Origin of the sequence: Mucilaginibacter sp. OK098 (assembly GCF_900142915.1) — a bacterium.
Lineage (GTDB): Bacteria > Bacteroidota > Bacteroidia > Sphingobacteriales > Sphingobacteriaceae > Mucilaginibacter.
The window spans coordinates 913938-935164 of sequence record NZ_FRCM01000001.1 but is presented as its reverse complement, the minus strand read 5'-3'; the positions used below and the strand labels follow the sequence as shown (position 1 = coordinate 935164).

Genomic DNA, 21227 nt, shown 5'->3' with positions numbered 1-21227 from the left:
ATTATAAAACAAAAAGAACCGCTAAAAACGGTTCTTTTGTTTTAAATGCTAAACTCTTACAACGTTTACAACAACTACAACTTCACTCATTTCTTAGCTTTCCGCTCTTCTATATCTCCATTATATGAGATCGGATCACGGTTATTGCTGATAACCTGTAATGAAGCGTACCCACTTGTTGAAACATTCAATCTTAAATACCGCACATCCTTTGATCCTTGTGTACCGGCATCTTTTGGAGTTATGGTGACATCATAACTGCCATTTTTAGCTTGCTTTGTAGTGTAATCAAAATTTGTAGACGTGAATTTAACGCCGCCATCACTCGGATCAGAAGGGGCAATGGTAACTCTTCCGAAATAAGGTAAATAAGCAGTTACCGTATCTTTTGAAACTACCAAATCATAACCATAGTTTGTTGATCTTGAATTGCCTCTTTGTGGAATAACATAATTTGCATTAAAAACATAATTATGGGAATCAAGCAGCGCTTTTATTTTTGCGGCCTTAGCGGCTTGCTTTTCTTTTTTTGTGGTTTGTGCGTTAGTAATATTTATGCCGCCGGCTAAAATTGCCACAACAAAAAATAGCTTAATTAAAGTTTTCATAGCTAATGCTTTTAAGGTTTAACGATAAATATATTAATCTAATATACAATATAAAAAAGCTTATATAAAACAAAAAAAGCCGCTCATTAAAAGCGGCTTTACAATTTTGTTTGCAGTTAGCTATTATATCAGGTTAACGCTGCGGTTAACAAATTCAGTAAGCTCGGCACCAGTAAGTAGCCCTTGCGATAAAAGAGCAAGATCAAACGCTTGTTTTGAAAGCGCTGATTGTACTTCTTCATTTTCTTCCTGCAGGATCCGGCTTATTAGTTTATGGTTACCATTAACAATTACTTTGTAATTATCGGGCATGCTGCCATAAAAGCCCATGCCGCCGCCCATAGCCGCCATTTCTTTCATCCTGCGCATAAACTCATCCATAGTTACTGTTACAGGTAACTCATCAGGGTTTAAGCTTTCCAACTCAACTTTGTAGGCTGGTTTATTGATCGCTTTATCAAAAATCCCTTTCACTTTAGTAGCTTCCTCTTCAGTAAGCACATGCTCAAGGGCATTTTCTTTTTTGATCAGCTTGTCAGCAACATCAGCATCCACACGTTTAAATGATGTTTTTTCCAGCTTTTGCTCTAATTGCCCGATAAAGTGATTATCAATGGGCGAGTTCATTAGCAAAATATCATAACCTTTTTTATTGGCCGACTGGATGAATGCATCCTGTTTAGCCGGGTCATTGGTATAAATATAAACCAACTGACCGTCTTTATCCGTTTGTTCAGGTTCAACTTTATCTTTGTACTCGCTTAAAGTAAAGTTTTCCTTTTTAGTATTGCTTAGCAAAACAAAGTCTTTTGCTTTATCATAAAACTTCTCTTCGCTAACCATACCATATTTAACAAACAGGCCGATGTCGCTCCATTTTTCTTCGAAAGCTTTACGATCGGTTTTGAAAAGTTCTGCCAATTTATCAGCTACTTTTTTAGTGATATAGCTGTTTATCTTTTTAACATTGCTATCAGCCTGTAAAAAGCTGCGGGAAACATTCAAAGGAATATCCGGTGAATCAATAACCCCATGCAACAACATTAAAAATTCAGGTACAATATCTTTTACCTCATCGGTAATAAATACCTGGCGCGAGAATAGCTTAATTTTGTTTTTCTGAATCTCAAAATCATTCTTAAGCTTAGGGAAATACAGAACACCGGTTAAATTAAACGGATAATCAACATTCAGGTGGATCCAAAACAATGGATCTTCTGAAAACGGATAAAGCTGCTTGTAAAAATTAAGGTAATCTTCGTCCTTTAATTCATTTGGAGCTTTAGTCCAGATCGGGTTGGTATCATTAATAATATTATCAGTTTCTACTGAAATATATTTTGGTTTGCCTTCTTCGTCAACACCGTCTTCTTCCTCCTGTGTAGTTGTACCAAATTTAATTGGTACAGGCAAAAATTTGCAATATTTATCAAGGATCTCCTGTAAACGATGCTTACTTAAAAACTCTTCTGAATCTTTATTAATATGCAGGGTTATTTCTGTACCTATTTCTTCAAGGCTTCCTTCACTTATCTCAAATTCAGTACTGCCATCGCAGATCCAATGTGCGGGTTCGGCGCCTTCCTGGTATGATAATGTTTCAATTTCAACTTTATCAGCCACCATGAATGCAGAATAAAAGCCAAGGCCAAAACGACCGATGATCTCATTAGCATCTTTTGCTTCCTTAAACTTCTCCATAAACTCGGTAGCTCCGGAGAATGCTATCTGGTTGATGTATTTTTTGATCTCCTCGGCAGTCATCCCCAAACCATTGTCAGAAATGGTAATGGTTTTTGCCTTTTCATCAAAGGAAACCTCAACACGCAGCTCGCCCAGCTCACCGTTATATTGGCCCAATGAAGCAAGGCGTTTTATTTTTTGAGTAGCATCAATGGCATTTGATACCAGCTCCCGTAAAAAGATCTCAGTATCTGAGTATAGGAATTTCTTAATTATCGGGAAAATATTTTCGGTATGGATCGAAATTGTGCCTTTTTCTTGCATAATTTATCTGGTTATGAAAATTAATGTTTTAGTGTTACCACCACACATCAATGCCTGTTCCAAACCATAGAATTTGTCAAATTGGCAGAATGCGCTTATTGTATCGTCTTTAAAAGCGCATTAAAGACAGCTTTTAAACTGTCAGCCGTTGCCTCATCAATAATATTTCCTTCACTATCCATTTTTGAGCGGATGAAAGATACCAGCAGCTTAGTATCATCCGTTACACTGGCATCAATTGCCCCTAAAGTTTTAAGTAATGCCTCGTGCGCATTTTCACCACCGGTTGATGCGGTAATTAAGGCAGTTGGCTTACCACTAAATGAACCGCTTGAAACCGTCCAGTCCAAAGCATTCTTAAGCTGACCGGGCACGCCATAGGCATATTCGGGTGTGCAGATGATAATAGCAGAAGCGTGTTTGATAGAACTCCGCAACTCGAATACAGGTTCATTTACCCAGTCCGTGTCATTACCCGGGTCGAAAGGAGGTATGTCAGCTAATCTGTCGTAAATAGTAAATGCAATATCAGGCGGCGCCAAACGCTTCAAAAAGTTAAGAATATTGTGGTTTGACGAGCCTGAACGCAGGCTGCCGGAAATGGCGAAAACACGCTTTAAATTAGATGATTGCATTTTTAAATTTATACTACAATACTACCTTTTAAGTTGAAAACCAGGTCTGCTTTTAAAAAACATGATGATAGATTGACTTAAAACCCAGCCTGGATCTTATCACCCTCCCGATGGGCTAAACTGCAATATAAATGTTGACCCCACTCCATCTGTTGATTGTACCTGGATGTTTCCTTTATGCAAAAGCATTATCTGTTTACAAAGGCTTAAACCAATCCCGCTGCCTGTTTTACGGGTACTGAAAAATGGTATAAATATTTTATCAAGCAATTCGGTAGGCATACCTAAGCCGTTATCTGCTACTTTTACCAGCGTTTTACCATTGCTTAAAACTTCGGCTGAGAGTGTTAACAGCGGATGCTCCCGGTCTTTTACTGCTTCAATGGCATTAACCAAAAGGTTTATAAGTACTTGCTCAATAAGGTTAAGGTCAGCCTCTATAGCCAATGCAGGATCACGCAGAATTATTTCCAGCTCGATATGCTTTTTCTCCAGCGTTGGCCGCATCAGCCTGTTCAGTGATTCGAACAGGTTCCGCACCAGTATTTTAGTAAGGTCGAGCTTAGTGATCTTGTTAAGGCTGCGGTAGCTCTCCGTAAATTTAAGCAGGCCTTCGCTGCGCCGCTTAATGGTATCAATACCCAGCTCAAGGTCTTCCAGTTGGCTGCTTACCGGGCTGTTAGCAATTTCGGGACTTTGCAGGCGGTTTTTAAGCGTATCGGCAAGTGAAGATATTGGCGCTACCGAATTCATGATCTCGTGCGTCATTACATTCAAGAGCTTTTGCCATGCTTTTGATTCAGTTTCGTCCAATGCTTCGCTAACATTTTGAAAGGCAATCAACTTGTATATTTTATCCTCACTTCGCATAACGCTGGCCGTAACCAATATTTTAACCAGTTGCTGATTGCGCGTAATGGTTAAAATTTTACTGTCGCCAGGCTTAAGCTTGATTATCTCCTGGTATAAAACCTCCTCGCGTTTCTCTAGGGAATGGATTGTTTTAAGATAGGGGACACCTATTAATTTTTTAAAGGCTTCATTTATCCAGCCGGTTTCACCGCTTTCCTGCTCGTATGATATAATACCGGTATCAACCAGTTCCAGTATTTTTTGCAGGTAATGGTACTGTGTTTCCCTTTCGCGACTGATTAGCTTAAAGGTTGTATTGATATCATTAAAACCTTTACGGAGTGGTTTGAGTTCATTGGGTGCCTTACGCACATCAAAATGACGCGAAAAATCACGATAATGGATTGATTCAACAAACTGGCTCACCTCATCCTGTGCTTTTTTCTGGAAACGGATCAGGTCAATAACCTCGTAGATCACCAGTGGAATGGTTATTACTAAAAACATATAATATCCCGAGCCTTTTTCCACCAACACTGATGTTGCCGTAAGCGTAATAAACATCAAAATTACACGCAGCACCAGCCGCCATTCATAACGGTTAAATATCATATTTGCTTAATCTGCGGTATAAAGCTGTTCGTGTTAAACCCAATTCTTTTGCTGCCCGGGTAATATTACCATTATGCTTTTCAATAACACGTAATATGGCATTTTTCTCAAGTGTGCTTAGTGGCACGTTATCATCATCTACTATAACCTCTCCCGGTGTTTCCAAAATGGAGAATATAAGATCGTCAGGGCGCAATATATGATCATCAGCCATTATCACAGCCCGCTCAATTGTGTATTGCAATTCCCGCACATTGCCCGGGTAATTATATGATTTCAATTTTATAACGGCAGCGGCATCAAAATCAACAGATGGTTTTAAATATTTACCGGCATATAATTTTGCAAAATGCCGGGCAAGTATTACAATATCATCATTACGCCTGCGTAAAGGCGGCATATTAATTTCAACAGTATTTATGCGATAGATCAAATCTTTACGAAAACGGTTTTCATTTGCCAGCTCAGATAATGGTAAATTAGTGGCGCATATTAAACGGATATCAATATCAACAGCTTTATTGGTGCCCAGCCTTGTAACCTGCCGGTTTTGCAATACAGTTAGCAGCTTTGCCTGTTGTTGCAGCGAAATGTTTCCAATTTCATCTAAAAACAAGGTGCCACCCTGCGCATCTTCAAACCTGCCTGTCCGGTCTTCACGGGCATCAGTATATGCACCTTTTTTATGCCCGAAAAGCTCACTTTCAAATAGCGTATCGGTCAGTGCGCCAACATCCACTTTAATAAATGGCTTATCAGCCCTTAATGATCGCTCGTGAATAGCCTTGGCCATTAAATCTTTACCTGTTCCATTCTCGCCCAAAAGCAATATGTTGGCATCAGTAGGTGCAATTTTATTCACTTTATAAAAAATGTCCTGCATCACTTCAGAATCACCGAGTATAGAAGTATCGCCGGTCGCGCTTTTTACCGATGCTTTTACTGTTTTAACACCTTCCTTTTTATCAAGCAGATCTTTAATTGTATCAATCAGCTTTTCATTATGCCAGGGTTTAACAACAAAGTCATTGGCTCCTTCTTTTAATGAGCGTACAGCAAGGTCAATATCACCATAAGCTGTTATCATAATTACACAAACTGCAGGTTTCCATTCCTTAATTTTACGCAGCCAGTATAAACCTTCATTACCGGTGTTGATGGCGCTATTAAAGTTCATGTCAAGCAAAACCAGGTCAACCTGGTTACGCTGAAGCAGCCAATTAAGGTTTTCGGGATTCTTTTCAGTTATAATTTCCTGTGCCTCGGTTTTAAGCAGAAGCTTTACCGCCGTAAGTACATCGGGATCATCATCAACAATTAATACTGTAGCTTTTTTTAGTATCATTCTTTATTTAGTCATTTGTTATTGGTGATTAGTCATTGAGTGTTGCCAATAATACTATATTTATCCGTAAATGTTATAATTTTATACCGTTGGCTTATTATGATACCTGTTAGTAACAATTTCTATGCTAAAAGCTGTTTAGGCAATAAATATGGGTAATAAATTGCTATTTGAAAATTATAACTTTACATATATCGCAATAAACCAATAAACTATATGAACAAGCACACGAATGACTAATGACCAATGATTAATGACTTCTAAAAAGCATTGTATCAGAACCGTACACATGATGTAACAGAAGCGTACGCTTCAATTTGGTATTTTAGGTTTAAAATACTGAAAAACAGCTATTTAATTTGTGGCATGTGTTTTTGTAACTAATAACAAAATATAAATTAATAAACACAGTGGACAGAGTAATTGAAAAAAAGACCTGGAATACCAAAAGGATACTAACTATTGCCGGAATAACGGGCATTGTTTTACTAATTGGCGGAAGCATTTATTTTACCTCGGGTAAGAGTAAACTTGATGTTGATACCGAACGACTAACTATAAGTGAAATTAAAAAAGGCCCATTTCAGGAGTTTATCCCTGTTAATGGCGTGGTAATGCCGCTTAGTACCATATTTCTTGATGCTTCTGATGGCGGACGTGTTGAAGAAAGATATGTTGAAGACGGCGCCATATTAAAAAAGGGCGATCCTATTTTAAGAATGTCAAATACTGACGTTGAGCTTAATTTAGCGACACAGGAAACTAACGTATATGCACAGCAGATTCAAATGCAGATCTCGCATACGCAGGAACAGACAGCAACTATCAGTAAATTAAATAATATGGCCGATGTGGATGTGGCCTTTAAAGAAGCAGAAAGGATCTACAAGGTAGATAAAGATCTTTATGCTAAAAAAGCAATTGGTTCGCAGGAATTTCAAACTGCTCTAAATCAATACCAGTACCAGTTGAGCCGTAAAAGATTAGCAACACAGATATTGGTACAAGATACAGCAATGGTTAAACAACAGGATGGCCAGACAAAGGAACAAATAGCACAAATGCAAAACGCATTGCAAATGATGCGTAAAAAAGTTGACCTCCTTACCTTAAGGGCGCCGGCTGATGGCCAGTTAACCTCCTTTGATGCGGAAATAGGACAAAGTAAAAATAAAGGGGAACATCTTGGACAAATCGACGTCTTATCAGGTTTTAAGGTAAGGGTTAATATTGAAGAGCATTATTTATCAAGAGTATTTACCGGGCTTAAAGGCGATTTTCAGTTTGCTGATAAAACCTATAACCTGGTAATTAAAAAAGTATTTGTCTCTGTTGGTAAAGACGGACAGTTTCAGGTAGATATGGCTTTTGTTGGGCCGGTACCTACAGGCATAAGAAAAGGGCAAACTTTACAGGTGCGTTTGGCATTAAGCGATCAAAGAACTGCATTGTTATTACCTAAAGGAGGGTTTTTCCAGCAAACTGGTGGTAACTGGATCTTTAAAGTAAGCGAAGATGGAAAAAGAGCATATAAAGTACCAATCCAGATAAACATGCAAAGCCCTGATTATTTTGAGCTAACATCAGGATTACAGCCTGGCGATAAGGTAATAACCTCAAGTTATGAAACTTATGGAGATATCCAGGAACTGGTACTGAAGAAGTAGGGTATAGAGATTAGAGACAAGAGGTAAGAGATTAGGGATATAGAGTAAAAAACAAAGGATAACAATAAAATAATAAAGGCAATTAATTAACTTAAATTATAAATTAAAATCCACCCTTAACAAAATGAACGGGAACGGATTTAGGAGGCACCAATGATAAAAATAACAAACCTGGAAAAATTTTACCGTACCGAAGAGGTAGAGACGATCGCTTTAAACAAGCTGTCAATTGAAGTTAAAACCGGCGAATTCGTTGCCATAATGGGTCCTTCAGGATGTGGCAAATCAACTTTGCTCAACATTTTGGGCATGCTTGATGATCCCGATGAAGGCAGCTATGTTTTTAACGGAATTGAAGTAGCCCATTTTACTGAGCGTAAAAGAGCTGATCTGCGTAAGCATAACATTGGTTTCGTATTTCAAAGCTTTAACCTTATTGACGAGTTAACTGTATTTGAAAATGTGGAGCTTCCATTGATCTACACAGGCGTTCCATCAGCCGAGCGTGTAAAAAGGGTAGAAGAGGTGCTTGATAAAATGCAGATAATGCACCGCCGCAACCACTATCCGCAACAGCTATCAGGTGGTCAGCAACAGCGTGTTGCTATTGCCCGTGCCGTAGTTAACAAACCAAAACTGATACTTGCGGATGAGCCTACCGGTAACCTTGACTCAAGCAACGGTAACGATGTTATGGAATTATTGACAGACCTTAACGAACAGGGAACAACCATTATAATGGTAACACACTCTGAACATGATGCCCGTTACAGCCACAGGATCATCCGTTTACTTGATGGACAAAGCGTAGTAGAAAACATTATGGTATAAGGCTGTTCATAGCCTATAGTTCATGGTTCATGGTTTGATCGTTCGAAATAAGAGCTATTTAACTCCAAAAACCAATGAACCAATTGAACTACTAAAAAGAAAGTTTATATAAGTTAATAAGTGCCTCTGCTATCCCCTCCTAATTGGAGGGGTAGCTTGAGTGTTGCCTTATTTGTAAAGTAAATAATAATATAACATTATATAAATGAGACTTTTACATAAAAAATGTAAAATTATACTCATTTAAAATATAGCCATGTACAAGTAAATTATTAAACATAGCGCCATGATAAGAAATTACTTAAAAACTGCTTATCGGTCTCTTTTAAAGAATAAGGGATTTACAGCTTTAAATGTATTAGGCTTATCAGTTGGCCTTGCTACCTGTTTGCTTATTGTATTTTACGTAGTTGATGAGTTAAGCTATGATCGCTATAACACCAAAGCCGACAGGATTTACAGGTTAACCCTGGATGCCCAATTAAACGGGCACGGCGGTTTATATGCAACATCTGAGGGCCCCTTGCTTCCTGCAATAAAAAACACATTCTCCGAAATAGAGAAATCTGTAAGAGTGGTTGATGCTTCCGGCCTGTTTATTTCGCCTTCAAAATTTTATTTTAAAAAGGGAGTCCAGAATATCCAGGAAACCAACGTTGTTTATACCGAACCCGGTCTGTTTGATATTTTCACGCTGCCTATGGTAGACGGCAGCCCATCAACTGCGCTAAACGATCCCCATTCGGCTGTAATTACAGAGAGCACAGCCAAAAAGTATTTTAATAAAGTAAACGTTGTAGGCCAAACCCTTACACTTAATGATACCAGCACTTACAAAATAACAGGTGTAATAAAAGACATTCCTGCCCAGTCGCATTTTAACTATAATTTCTTTCTGTCATTCTCAACGTTGCCAGAAAGCAGGATTGGGGGATGGGGGTACAGCGGTGTTCATAATTACGTATTGCTTAAGCCTGGTTCAGATATCAAAAAGCTTGAAACTCAAATAGCATCTATCGAAATAAAGCACTCTTTTTCAGCTGCAGCATGGAGTACAAACGGTAATCATTTCAGGATGATTTTAAAACCCTTGCTTGATATTCATTTAAAAGATGACAGCCAATATTCACTTTCAAAAAATGGAAGTATGGAATATGTATACATATTCTCGGTTATAGCCATATTTATTTTGCTGATAGCCTGCGTTAATTTCATGAACCTTTCAACTGCCCGATCATCAAAACGCGCAAAAGAGGTTGGTGTACGTAAAGTGCTGGGTTCGGCCCGTAAAAATCTTGTAGCGCAGTTTTTAACTGAATCAATTTTAGTAACACTGGTTTCAACAATTATCGCTGTAGTTTTAGCGTTCGCATTGCTGCCATTATTCAATCAAATGGCCGATAAACAGCTGGCTTTTACTGCGCAATCGCTTAGCTGGTTGCTCCCTTCGTTAATAGTTATAGTACTGGTAATAGGGTTCCTTGCAGGCTCATACCCGGCATTCTTCCTGTCGGCTTTTCAGCCTATTGATGTTTTAAAAGGTAAAATATCAACAGGCTTTAAAGGCGGCTTTTTACGCAGCTTCCTGGTAGTTTTCCAGTTCTCCATTTCTATCTTTCTTATTATAGGCACACTGGTTATTTATAACCAGCTAAATTATATCCACAATAAAAGTCTCGGGTTCGACCGGAGCCAGGTACTGGTTATAAAAAATACGACATCACTTGGTAAAAATGCTCAAATTTTAACACAGGAACTTAAACAATTACCCGGTGTTGTAAATGCCACCATGTCGGCATACACACCAACAGGATCAGACAGGTTAAAAACAGGTCTCTTTCCCCACAAAATCATCGACATAAAAGAGGATATGCTCACCGAGTTCTGGTCGGTTGACGAAAACTATATCAACACAATGGGCATAAAGCTGATTGCCGGCCGCAATTTCTCAAAAAATATGGCAACTGACTCTTCTGCCATAATCGTAAATGAAGCCTTCGCAAAGAAATTTGGCGAAAAAGATCCTTTAAATAAAATAGTATACCGCTTTAGTTATGGTTTGCAGGCCTTTCACATAGTTGGTGTAATGAAAGATTTTAACTATGAATCGCTAAAGGACAAAATAGAACCTGCAGTTTTGGCTTACGGGCCTGATAATGGCGCTATAAGCATAAGAATGCATTCGGCAAATCTTACAACCTTAATGGCACAAGTTGAAAATAAGTGGAAATCGTTCTCACCCAATCAGGCATTTTCCTATTCGTTTATGGATCAGGAATTTGATGCTACTTATCGCTCTGAACAACGCATCGGTACCATATTTATAGCATTTACCACGCTGGCTATTGCCATTGCCTGTTTGGGCTTATTTGGCCTGGCCGCCTATGCAGCCGAGCAACGTAACAAAGAAATCGGGATCAGGAAGGTGTTGGGCGCAAGTGTATCAACTATAGTAAGCATGCTATCAATGGACTTTATAAAACTGGTGCTCATCTCCATTTTAATAGCTACACCGCTGGCATGGTGGGTCATGCAAAAATGGCTGCAGGATTTTGCTTATCGCACTAGTATCCAATGGTACGTTTTGGCAATGGCCGGTGCAGGGGCTATATTAATAGCTTTTATTACCATCAGTTTTCAATCAATAAAAGCAGCGTTAAATAATCCTGTTGATAGTTTAAAATCGGAGTAGAGACCAGAGGCTGGAGATTAGAGATCAATTAAAAAAACACCAATGAAGAAGTAAACAAATGAACCATTATGATAAAGAGTTATGTGATCATAGCATTCAGGAGTATAAGGCGTAATTTAAGTTATGCCTTTTTGAATGTATTCGGCTTAACGTTAGGTATAGCAGCATGCCTGGTTATTTTTTTAATAGTTCGCAATGAGCTTAGCTACGATAACTACGCCAAAGCCGATCGTATATACCGGGTTACCCTAAACGCTATTGACTTTAATTCGAACGTATCGCTGGCTATCGCCCCAAAAATGCGTATCGACTTCCCGGAGCTGGAGCAGGTAACACAGGTGATGTACAGCAAAGAGGTAATGGTTAAGGTAGGTAATAATCGTTTCAGGGATAATGATTTCGCTTTTGCAGACGAACATTTCATCAGTGTATTTAATTTTAACTGGATAGCCGGTGACCCTAAAACAGCCTTAAATGAGCCTAACGCCATAGTTTTGACCGAGACACTGTCTCATAAATATTTTGGTGATGCAAATCCTATGGGCAGGGTTATCAATATCGAAAACCAAATTAATGCAAAAGTTACCGGGGTGATAAAGGACCTGCCTGGTAACAGGAGCTTGCCATTGCAAATGATTGTTTCACTGGAAACCATAAAGAGCCAGATTAAGAACAACATGGACAACTTTTGGAACATCGGCGGCGGTTTCTTCACATTTATTTTATTGCCACCAAATTCATCCATCAAAAATATTCAAAGTAAAGTGCCAGCGTTTCTGCGTAAAAACTGGTCGATTGAGAAAGATGTCAGGCTGCCAATGCAACCTATTAAGGATATTCATTTTGACCAGCGGTATATAAATAACGTTATTACGCCCACATCGAAAAGTACTTACTACGCTTTGTTCGGCATAGCCATGCTGATAATCATAACTGCCTGCATAAACTTCATCAACCTGGCCACGGCACAGGCTATCAAGCGGTCGAAAGAGGTTGGGGTACGCAAAGTGCTGGGCGCCATGCGCTCCCAGCTAATTACCCAATTTATGGGCGAAACCACCGTGCTGGTATTAATAGCACTGATACTTGGTGTTAGCACAGCGGCTTTGTTTTTAACCCAAGCCGGTGCATGGCTGAATATAAATATCGATGCGAGGCAACTACAGGAACCGTTGGTAATTGGTATAATAGCCGGGCTTACCATCGTTATTATCCTGTTATCGGGCTTATATCCGTCATTTGTGTTGTCGGCGTTTCAACCGGTAAGCTCGCTAAAAAGCGGTAGCGCCGGCGGGTTCACGCGCGGGTTTACATTACGCAAGGGTTTGGTGGTATCACAATTTGCCATATCACAAATACTGATTGTTGGCACATTAGTGGTAGCCAATCAAATGGATTATTTTGAAAACCAGGACCTTGGTTTTCAAAAGGACGCTATTATTTCGATCTACGTTCCTAATGAAGCCAAAAGCGAAGTACTACGGCAACAATTGACAAGCACTCCCGGGGTGCAGCAAATTAGCTTTTCGTCGGGGGCGCCGTCTTATGCAAACAATGCCACAAGTTTTTCTGCACCAGCATATGGGTTGACAAAAGATGACGTAACCAATGTGAAATTCGTTGATGAAAATTACACAGATATGTTTGGTCTTAAAATGCTGGCTGGCGAAAAAATAAGGAAGGTGCCTGCAACTGATACTATCCAGAATTTTGTGGTGAATGAAACCCTGGTTCATAAATTGGGCATAATGGATCCGCGCAAAGCTGTTGGTGTTCACCTTACAGTAAACGGGCGCGATGCAACCATAATGGGCGTGGTGCAGGATTTTCAGGAAGAATCGAAACATAAAAAAATACGCGCCTGCGTGCTTCAATACAGGGCACAAAATTTTTACCGGGCCTGCATAAAGATTCAACCATCCGCAATAACTAAAACCATTGATAACATTGGTAAATCGTGGTCGAAGTTATTTCCTGACAATTTATTTCAATATCAGTTTCTTGATGAACATATTGCCAGTTTTTATGCCCAGGAACAAAAGGTTTACACTGCATTTAAGCTATTTTCAGGTATAGCCATCCTTATAGGCTGCTTAGGATTATACGGATTGATAGCATTCGCAGCGTCGCAACGTACAAAAGAGGTAGGGATCAGGAAAGTATTGGGAGCACCAATTATGAGTATTGTGGCGCTGTTTTCAAAAGAATTTATTCTGCTGATAACCGTTGCATTTTTTATTGCAGGGCCCATAGGCTATTACGCTATGCATAGCTGGCTGCAAAACTATGCTTACCATATAAATATTGGAGCGGGAATTTTTGTTATATCAATAGCGGCATCAGTAATTATTGCGGCCATTACTATTTCATACCAGGCAATAAAAGCGGCGCTGGTAAACCCGGTAAAGAGCCTGCGTTCCGAGTGAGTTTAGTCATTGGTCATTACGTCATTAGTAGGACGGGTGATTAGACTAAATGCCAATGGCATAACTTACCGAATTAAAGCACTAATGACTAATGACAGCGGAGCGAATGACTAATGACCAAATAAAATGATAAGAAACTACATTAAAACGGCATTTACAAATATGTTTAGGAACAAAACCTATACATTGATAAACATATTTGGGTTAAGCGTTGGCCTTGCTTGTGTAATGCTTATTGCTTTATATATTAAAGACGAAGTTAGTTTTGACCGGTTTAATGAAAATGGGCCTTCTATATACCGCATTGTGCAAGATGGGCAGCGACCCGACGGTACTGAATATAAAAACGGTTTTACCGGAGGTGTTGAGGGTATAACCTTTAAACAACAGATCCCCGAAATAAAAGATTTTTGCAGGATAAACGGAGGCGGTAGTTCCTTAGTTAAAAAAGGCGGGGATGTTATAAGCGAACCCATTTTATATGCCGATAAAAGCATTTTTCAGATCTTTTCATTACCCCTAATTTCAGGGAACCCTGCATCTGTATTGAGCAATCCGGATAATATTGTAATTACAGAAGATATAGCCGAAAAATATTTTGGCAAGGAAACCGCAATCGGCAAAATATTGCAAATAAACCAGGATGGTAAATTTGTTCCATTCACGGTAACAGGCGTTGCAAAAAATGTGCCTCAGAATTCAACTGTTCGTTTTAAGTTTCTGATGTCTATTGAACGTTCATTGCCTAAACAATATACGGCAATGGATTGGTTCAGCTCATTCCTAAACTCTTTTGTTTATTTAAATCCCAAGGTAAACCCGAAGATGGTTGAAAAAAAAATGAATGCCGTTTTTAACCGCTACACCGGTAAAGAAATGGCTGACTTTAAAAAGAAATTTGGGGCCAAACTTAGCTCTTCCTTTAAGCTTGAACCTTACTACAATGTTCACCTCGGCGAGTACGGAACCGGCAACGGGTTAACACCCTCAAACAAGGTTGATTATTCATATATATTAGGCGGAATAGCAGGCTTTATCCTTTTTATAGCCTGCATTAATTTTATCAATTTAACCTTATCGCGCTCGTTACGCCGGGGAAAAGAGATCGGCATCCGCAAGGTTAACGGCAGTTCACGTAAACAACTTATTGTGCAATTTATGGGTGAGTCGTTTATACTAACCCTCATCGCCTCCGTTATTGCAGTATTCATTTTAATAACTTGTCTCCCTGAGTTTAATGAATTAGCCGATAAACAACTCCAGGCCTCTTATCTTTTAAACTGGCAAACCGCAGGCATCTTTACAGCGCTGTTAATCATTAATACATTTTTATCGGGCTTTTATCCGGCTATTGTGCTTTCAGGATTTAGCCCGGTACAAACGCTTTACGGCAAGTTAAAAATGACGGGTAATAATTACCTCAGCAAAAGCCTTGTTGTTGTACAGTTTGTTGTGGCAGTTTTTTTAGTAATAGGTACAGTTGTAATGTTAAAGCAATTTAACTTTCTGATCAATACCGACCTGGGCTATAAACCATCAGACATTGTTGATGTACAACTCCCACGCAATTTTGATCTGTTTAAAAATAACCTTTCAAAGTATCCTTTTATAAAAAGTGTGTCCGGGCAAAACGTTCCTTTTACTTCCGTATATGCTACCATGTTTGAAGTTGGCGATAAAAAGCTAACAAGCACGCCTTATTTTGAAGTTGACAATCAGTTTTTAAAGCAATTAAACATCCCCGTAATCAGGGGGCGCGCCTTTGGAAACATGTCAGGCGATACCACAGAGGTGCTGGTTAACCAATCATTTATAAAGGCTGCCGGCTGGAACGATGACCCGATAGGAAAAAAAATAAAGCAAGGAAAGCAGGAATATACGGTAATTGGCGTTGTACATGATTTCCACAGTTCGTCGCTGAATTCAAAGATCAATCCTTTGGTGATAGAACAGCTTGCCAAACCAACCTATGGCGAAGCTTTGGTAAAAATTGATCCTGCCCAAAAAGTGAAAGCCATTAATGCTATTCAGCGTGAGTATAAAAAATTGGTTCCCGATTATCCCATAGTTTATAATTTTTTAACTGATTCGCTGGCAGATCAGTATGACAGCGAGAAAAAATGGAAGCAAATTATCACCATCTCGGCTATAATGTCAATTTTCATCTCCTGCCTCGGCTTATTCGGACTGGCAACATTATCAATTGAGCAAAGGGTAAAAGAAATTGGCGTACGTAAAGTGCTTGGTGCGAGTATTGCAAACATCAGCTCCATTTTAATGATAAACTTTTTAAAACTGGTATTTATAGCCATTATAATTGCATCGCCGCTGGCGTGGTATGCTATGAATAAATGGCTGCAAAACTACCCATACCGGATCGATATGAACTATTTGATCCTTATATATGCCTGTTTAGGCTCTTTAATTATAGCCGGTTTAACCATAAGCTTTCAATCTATTAAGGCGGCTTTGGCTAATCCGGTTAAATGTTTACGTTCTGAGTGAGGCTAGTCATTGGGTCATTTCCTTAGATGGATAACAAACTAAATATCCAATGACATAATTTACACCTCGAAGAACCAATGACCAATGACAGCAAAGCGAAATGACTAATAACTAAATAAAATGATACTCAACTATATAAAAATCGCATGGCGAAACCTGGTTAAACAACGATTGTTTAGCCTTATCAATATAACAGGCCTGGCCGTTGGCTTAGCTGTTTGTATGATGATAATGATGTACGTAGCCCATGAAACGAGCTATGACAGTTTTCATAAAAATGCCGACCAAATTTTTAGTCCGCGGGCGTCCATTAAAGTGGGTGGAACAACCATGAGTATGGCTTATATGAGCTATGCAGCCGCAGATATAATTAAGCAGCGCCAGCCGATTGTTAAGGATTACATGAGGACTATGGCCTATTTTAAACCGGTAATTGCAAGCAACCCTGAAAAGCCCGATTCGAAATATTCAGAAAAGAAACTGCTGTTTGCCGATGAAAATTTCTTTAGCTTCTTTTCATTTAAACTCATATCAGGCAATGCTTCAAATGTGTTTGATAAGCCGTTCACCGTGGTATTATCCGAAGATATGGCGAAAAAGTATTTTGGTGATGAAAACCCAATCGGTAAAATCATTACATTAAAAACCGATAGCGCCTTTACCTACCAGGTTACAGGCGTTGCCAAAAATAACCCGTCGAATTCCTCAATCGAATTCAATTTTGTTACTTCAAACCAAAGCCTCCTTAAAATGAAGGAGGCATCGTTATACACAGGAACAAAAGAAATTAGTTTTGGCAATTTTTCTATTTATCTTTTATTAAATCATGCCTCGGATACCGCTGCGCTAAGGCGTAACCTCGATCTGATGGCCAGGCAGGAAAAAACATTCGATAATGTACATTATTCACTGGCCGCATTGCCTGATTCACACTTAAAAAGCAATTTCGGCGATTCGTCAAACACAAAATACCTAAAGATCTTCCCGCTGGTTGCCATATTGATATTGCTGCTGGCACTGGTTAATTACATGAGCCTTTCAACCGCCCGCGCAACGCTTCGGGCTAAAGAAGTTGGTGTGCGAAAAGTAGCAGGGGCGAGCAGGAAAACCATTGCCACTCAATTTTATATAGAGTCGGCAATGTTTGCAACCATATCGTTCGTGCTGGGTTATTTATTATGTTACGCTTTTAAACCATGGTTTTTAAATGTGCTTCAGCTTAAAATTGATGACACATTTTTATACAGCCCTACGGTATTAATTTTGTTGTTTGCACTATTAATATTAACAATCTTAATAGCAGGTAGTTATCCATCTTTGGTTCTATCGGCATTTAAACCGGTTGCAACTCTGAAAGGCAAAATGGGCAAAAGTACGGGTGGCGTTGTGGTACGAAAAGTATTTACTACGTTGCAATTTGCCATATCGGTAGGTCTTATCATTTGCGGTATTGTTATTGACCGCCAGCTTTACTTTTTCAGGCACGCAGATACCGGCGTTAACCGCGAAAATGTGGTAATGATACCGGTTCACAATACTTTTGGCAACAACTACCAGGCATTTAAGCAGGATATAAAGTCGTTAAGCGGTATTGAGGGCGCCGCTACTTCGCACTACGCAATGTTTGGCGGCCATGATATGAATTCTTTCAATGGTAAAACCAAGGATGATAATATTATGGTTTCATCACTTTTGGCTGATGACCAGTACATTAAAACGTTAGGATTAAAATGGAAATATGCACCGGCTGCCGACCAAAAGCTCGCCGGTATGGACCGGCTGGTGATAAACGAGGCGGCTATTGAAAAACTTCACCTGCCTGCTAATCCTATCGGCAGCTACGTTCAGTCGGGCAATCAGAAATTTAAAGTTATCGGCGTATTGAAGAATTTTAACTTTAGTTCGTTGCAGTCGGAAATATCGGGTTTAGTCCTTTATATCGCGCCTGATAATATGCCGTTTTTTAGCAGAGATGGTTGCAGTCTGCTTGCCAGGATAAAACCGCATACCAACCTGCCTACTTTGCTCGGCAAAATGCAGGCTATCTACAAAAAATATGATAAGGATACGCCATTCGATTACACATTTATGGATGATGCCTTTAATGCGCAATACAAGGCGGAAGACCGCCTCGCTTCTATATTTGGCGTATTCACTTATATCACTATAATTCTTGCTACGCTCGGATTATTTGGTTTAGCAGCCTTCACCATCGAACAACGTACTAAGGAAATCGGCATCCGCAAAGTATTGGGTGCCAGCCTGGCATCAATTAATACTTTGTTATCGCGTGACTTTTTAGCGCTGGTCATATTGTCAATTGTAATTGCTTCACCAATAGCCTGGTGGGCAATGCACAAATGGCTGGAAGGCTTTGCTTACCGGATAACCATTTCATGGTGGATGTTTGCAGCAGCGGGTTTTGTAGCAGTTTTAACAGCAATTGTAACGGTAAGCTACCATGCAATAAAAGCGGGGATAGCTAACCCGGTGGATAGTTTGCGTTCAGAGTAAGATAGTCATTGGGCATTAGTCATTTGTTTATTGGGATGATTAATTAAAATGTCCAATGCCTACAATATCTTAAGCACCAATAACTAATAATCAAATAAAATGATAAAAAATTATGTAAAAATAGCCTGGCGCAACCTTTCTCGCAACAAAGGTTTCGCTATTACCAACCTGCTTGGTTTAACCATTGGCATTACCTGTACTATTTTTATTTTTTTATGGGTAAACGATGAGCTTACTTTTGATAAGTTTAACACAAACTACAAAAGCATTTACCAGGTAATAGCTAATCGTGATTTTAAGAACAACATATTTACAGATAATAATATGGTGTTTCCACTGGCAAAATCATTGGAAACCGGTTACCCGCAGATAAAAAATGCGGTAATGTCAAGCTATGCCAGCCCGCAGCTGTTTGTTTACGGGCAAACCAAATTGAAAAAGAATTTGGTTACAGTAGGCGGTCGCTATTTTGATATGTTTACCTGTAAGTTTATTAAGGGCAGCGCCTCTACAGCTTTAACAGAGCCAAACAGCCTTGTTTTAACAGAATCAGCAGCAAAATCTTTTTTCGGCACTGCCGATCCGATTAATAAAACACTTAAGGCCGATAACCAGCTACTTAAAGTTACAGCCGTTATTGCTGATATGCCTGGCAATTCAACCCGCCAGTTTGAGTGTATGTCCTCTTTTAACCCATCTGATCCTCAAGTTCAGAACGCCATGAAGGAATGGCAGAACTCATCATACATGGTTTATATCCAAACAGTGCCTAATCCTAATATCATTCAGTTAGAGAAATCCATTAATAAAATAATGTTTGATCATAATCACGACAAGATCAGCACTTATTTTACAGTGCCAATGAACAGGTGGCACTTATACAGTGATTATAAAGACGGCAAAAACACAGGCGGGCAAATTGAGTATGTGCGGCTATTTACCATTATAGCCATTATCATATTGCTTATTGCCTGTGTAAACTTCATGAATCTTTCAACCGCCCGTTCCGAAAAAAGGGCCAAAGAAGTTGGGATCAGGAAAACACTGGGGTCTGATAAAAAACAACTCATCCTGCAGTTCTTTTCCGAATCAATGATGCTGTCGCTTGCTGCATTTGTTTTCTCGGTTATAGCTGTATTTTTATTAATGCCATCATTTAACTCTTTGGTTAATAAACAATTGCATTTAAACCTTGCCGATCCATTATTCTGGGCGGGGTCTGTAATAATTATTCTGTTTACTGGTGTTATGGCAGGCAGCTATCCTGCCTTATATCTTTCTTCCTTTAATCCGGTTAAGGTATTAAAAGGCACATTTGCAGCCGGAAAAAGTGCGGTATTACCAAGGAGGATCCTGGTTGTAGGCCAGTTTGTGATCTCCATTTTCCTGATCGCGGCCACGCTTATTATATATAAACAAATTCAGCATGTTAAGGACAGGAATCTTGGCTATAACACCAATAACCTGATCATGCTGCCATCAACCCAGGCTACAGACAAAAACTATGCAGCTATTAAAAACGATCTGTTAAAATCAGGATTAATAAAAGAAGTTACCCGCACTTCATCGCCAATCACCGATATCTGGTGGCGGTCGCCCTCTCCATCATGGCAGGGAATGCCTACTGATGCTAAAATTATATTTTCAGGCATCCAAACCGATGTGGATTTTACCAAAACTATGGGCATTAAACTGTTGCAGGGCAGGGATTTTTCAGGCACACCTTCTGATTCTGTCTCTATGATACTAAATAAAGCGGCTATTGATGCGATGAAAGTCAAAAACCCGGTTGGTATGCAAATGAGCTACGGACCAAAAAAGTACACTGTGATAGGCGTAATTGACAATGTGGTGATGACCTCGCCTTATGCTCCTGTTGATCCACTAATGGTGTATTATAGTGCCCGCGGCTCTTCCTATATCACCACACGACTAAATGATGCTGTACAGCCACAAAAAGCAATTGAGCTTTATAAAAAGATCTATACCAGATACAGCCCGGCCGATATTTTTGAATACCAGTTTGTTGACCAGGAGTTTGGGAAGAAATTTATTGCCGAAGAGCTGATTAGCCATTTAACCAACATTTTTGCTGGCCTGGCAATCTTCATCTGCTGTATCGGCCTTGCTGGTTTAGCCTCATTCACCATTGAAAAACGTTTCCGCGAAATTGGGATCCGCAAGGTATTGGGCGCTAGTTTAAAACAATTATTAATGCTTATAGCTACAGAGTTTTTAAAACTGGTACTGGTGGCCTTTGTAATATCGGTACCGCTAACCTGGTGGATGATGCATAATTGGCTGCAAAAATATGCTTATCACATCGATATCAGCATTTGGATGTTTGGCGCTGTAGGTGCCCTCATTTTATTGCTAACTATGATTGTGGTAAGCCTTAACACCATGAGCGCCGCAATGGCAAACCCGGTTAAGAGCCTGCGTTCCGAGTGATTAGAGGCTAGAGATTAGTTGGATTGCTCAAAACTACAAATCTGGCTATTAACCACCAGACACCAATGACTAATGACACAAT

General features: G+C 39.4%; 12 protein-coding genes. 7 read left to right on the top strand and 5 right to left on the bottom strand.

Annotation, left to right across the window (positions count from 1 at the left end):
- Positions 1-86: 86 nt before the first annotated feature.
- The 5 genes from BUE31_RS03725 to BUE31_RS03705 form a co-directional block, all read right to left on the bottom strand.
- Complete coding sequence (locus tag BUE31_RS03725; RefSeq protein ID WP_073400378.1) at positions 87-608, bottom strand: DUF4251 domain-containing protein; 522 nt, start codon at positions 606-608, stop codon at positions 87-89.
- Between the two features lie 123 nt (positions 609-731).
- The gene (htpG, locus tag BUE31_RS03720; RefSeq protein ID WP_073400376.1) at positions 732-2615 is read right to left on the bottom strand and encodes a molecular chaperone HtpG; all 1884 of its coding nucleotides are present in this window, start codon (positions 2613-2615) and stop codon (positions 732-734) included.
- Between the two features lie 95 nt (positions 2616-2710).
- Positions 2711-3250: an NADPH-dependent FMN reductase gene (locus BUE31_RS03715; RefSeq protein WP_073400374.1), complete on the bottom strand. Its 540-nt coding sequence runs from the start codon at positions 3248-3250 to the stop codon at positions 2711-2713.
- Positions 3251-3349: 99 nt separating this feature from the next.
- Entirely contained in the window at positions 3350-4714 is a 1365-nt protein-coding gene (locus tag BUE31_RS03710) for a sensor histidine kinase (RefSeq protein ID WP_073400372.1), read from the bottom strand.
- Entirely contained in the window at positions 4704-6059 is a 1356-nt protein-coding gene (locus BUE31_RS03705) for a sigma-54-dependent transcriptional regulator (RefSeq protein ID WP_073400370.1), read from the bottom strand. Before BUE31_RS03705 ends, BUE31_RS03710 begins: the two co-directional genes overlap by 11 nt.
- A 410-nt stretch (positions 6060-6469) precedes the next feature.
- Between BUE31_RS03705 and BUE31_RS03700 the strand changes: the two genes are divergently transcribed.
- The 7 genes from BUE31_RS03700 (at position 6470) to BUE31_RS03670 (ending at position 21145) form a co-directional block, all read left to right on the top strand.
- Positions 6470-7726 (top strand): efflux RND transporter periplasmic adaptor subunit, encoded by a 1257-nt coding sequence (locus tag BUE31_RS03700; protein ID WP_073400368.1) that lies wholly within the window; start codon positions 6470-6472, stop codon positions 7724-7726.
- A gap of 153 nt (positions 7727-7879) precedes the next feature.
- Positions 7880-8557, top strand: coding sequence for an ABC transporter ATP-binding protein (locus tag BUE31_RS03695; protein WP_073400366.1), 678 nt, complete (start codon positions 7880-7882; stop codon positions 8555-8557).
- Positions 8558-8843: 286 nt separating this feature from the next.
- The gene (locus BUE31_RS03690) at positions 8844-11249 is read left to right on the top strand and encodes an ABC transporter permease (protein ID WP_073400364.1); all 2406 of its coding nucleotides are present in this window, start codon (positions 8844-8846) and stop codon (positions 11247-11249) included.
- 68 nt (positions 11250-11317) lie between these two features.
- On the top strand, positions 11318-13675 hold the full coding sequence (locus BUE31_RS03685) for an ABC transporter permease (RefSeq protein ID WP_073400362.1): 2358 nt from the start codon (positions 11318-11320) through the stop codon (positions 13673-13675).
- Between the two features lie 126 nt (positions 13676-13801).
- Complete coding sequence (locus tag BUE31_RS03680; protein ID WP_073400360.1) at positions 13802-16180, top strand: ABC transporter permease; 2379 nt, start codon at positions 13802-13804, stop codon at positions 16178-16180.
- A gap of 120 nt (positions 16181-16300) precedes the next feature.
- Entirely contained in the window at positions 16301-18694 is a 2394-nt protein-coding gene (locus BUE31_RS03675) for an ABC transporter permease (protein ID WP_073400358.1), read from the top strand.
- 99 nt (positions 18695-18793) lie between these two features.
- A complete protein-coding gene (locus BUE31_RS03670; protein ID WP_073400356.1) occupies positions 18794-21145 on the top strand; it encodes an ABC transporter permease in 2352 nt (783 codons plus the stop codon).
- The last annotated feature ends 82 nt before the right edge of the window (positions 21146-21227 follow it).

What these genes read in the sequence shown, in the direction of transcription:
- BUE31_RS03675 (WP_073400358.1), top strand. Translation starts at nt 16,301, where the DNA reads ATGATACTCAACTATATAAAAATCGCATGGCGAAACCTGGTTAAACAA.
- htpG (WP_073400376.1), bottom strand. Translation starts at nt 2,615, where the DNA reads ATGCAAGAAAAAGGCACAATTTCGATCCATACCGAAAATATTTTCCCG.
- BUE31_RS03705 (WP_073400370.1), bottom strand. Translation starts at nt 6,059, where the DNA reads ATGATACTAAAAAAAGCTACAGTATTAATTGTTGATGATGATCCCGAT.
- BUE31_RS03725 (WP_073400378.1), bottom strand. Translation starts at nt 608, where the DNA reads ATGAAAACTTTAATTAAGCTATTTTTTGTTGTGGCAATTTTAGCCGGC.
- BUE31_RS03680 (WP_073400360.1), top strand. Translation starts at nt 13,802, where the DNA reads ATGATAAGAAACTACATTAAAACGGCATTTACAAATATGTTTAGGAAC.
- BUE31_RS03670 (WP_073400356.1), top strand. Translation starts at nt 18,794, where the DNA reads ATGATAAAAAATTATGTAAAAATAGCCTGGCGCAACCTTTCTCGCAAC.
- BUE31_RS03715 (WP_073400374.1), bottom strand. Translation starts at nt 3,250, where the DNA reads ATGCAATCATCTAATTTAAAGCGTGTTTTCGCCATTTCCGGCAGCCTG.
- BUE31_RS03690 (WP_073400364.1), top strand. Translation starts at nt 8,844, where the DNA reads ATGATAAGAAATTACTTAAAAACTGCTTATCGGTCTCTTTTAAAGAAT.
- BUE31_RS03695 (WP_073400366.1), top strand. Translation starts at nt 7,880, where the DNA reads ATGATAAAAATAACAAACCTGGAAAAATTTTACCGTACCGAAGAGGTA.
- BUE31_RS03685 (WP_073400362.1), top strand. Translation starts at nt 11,318, where the DNA reads ATGATAAAGAGTTATGTGATCATAGCATTCAGGAGTATAAGGCGTAAT.
- BUE31_RS03710 (WP_073400372.1), bottom strand. Translation starts at nt 4,714, where the DNA reads ATGATATTTAACCGTTATGAATGGCGGCTGGTGCTGCGTGTAATTTTG.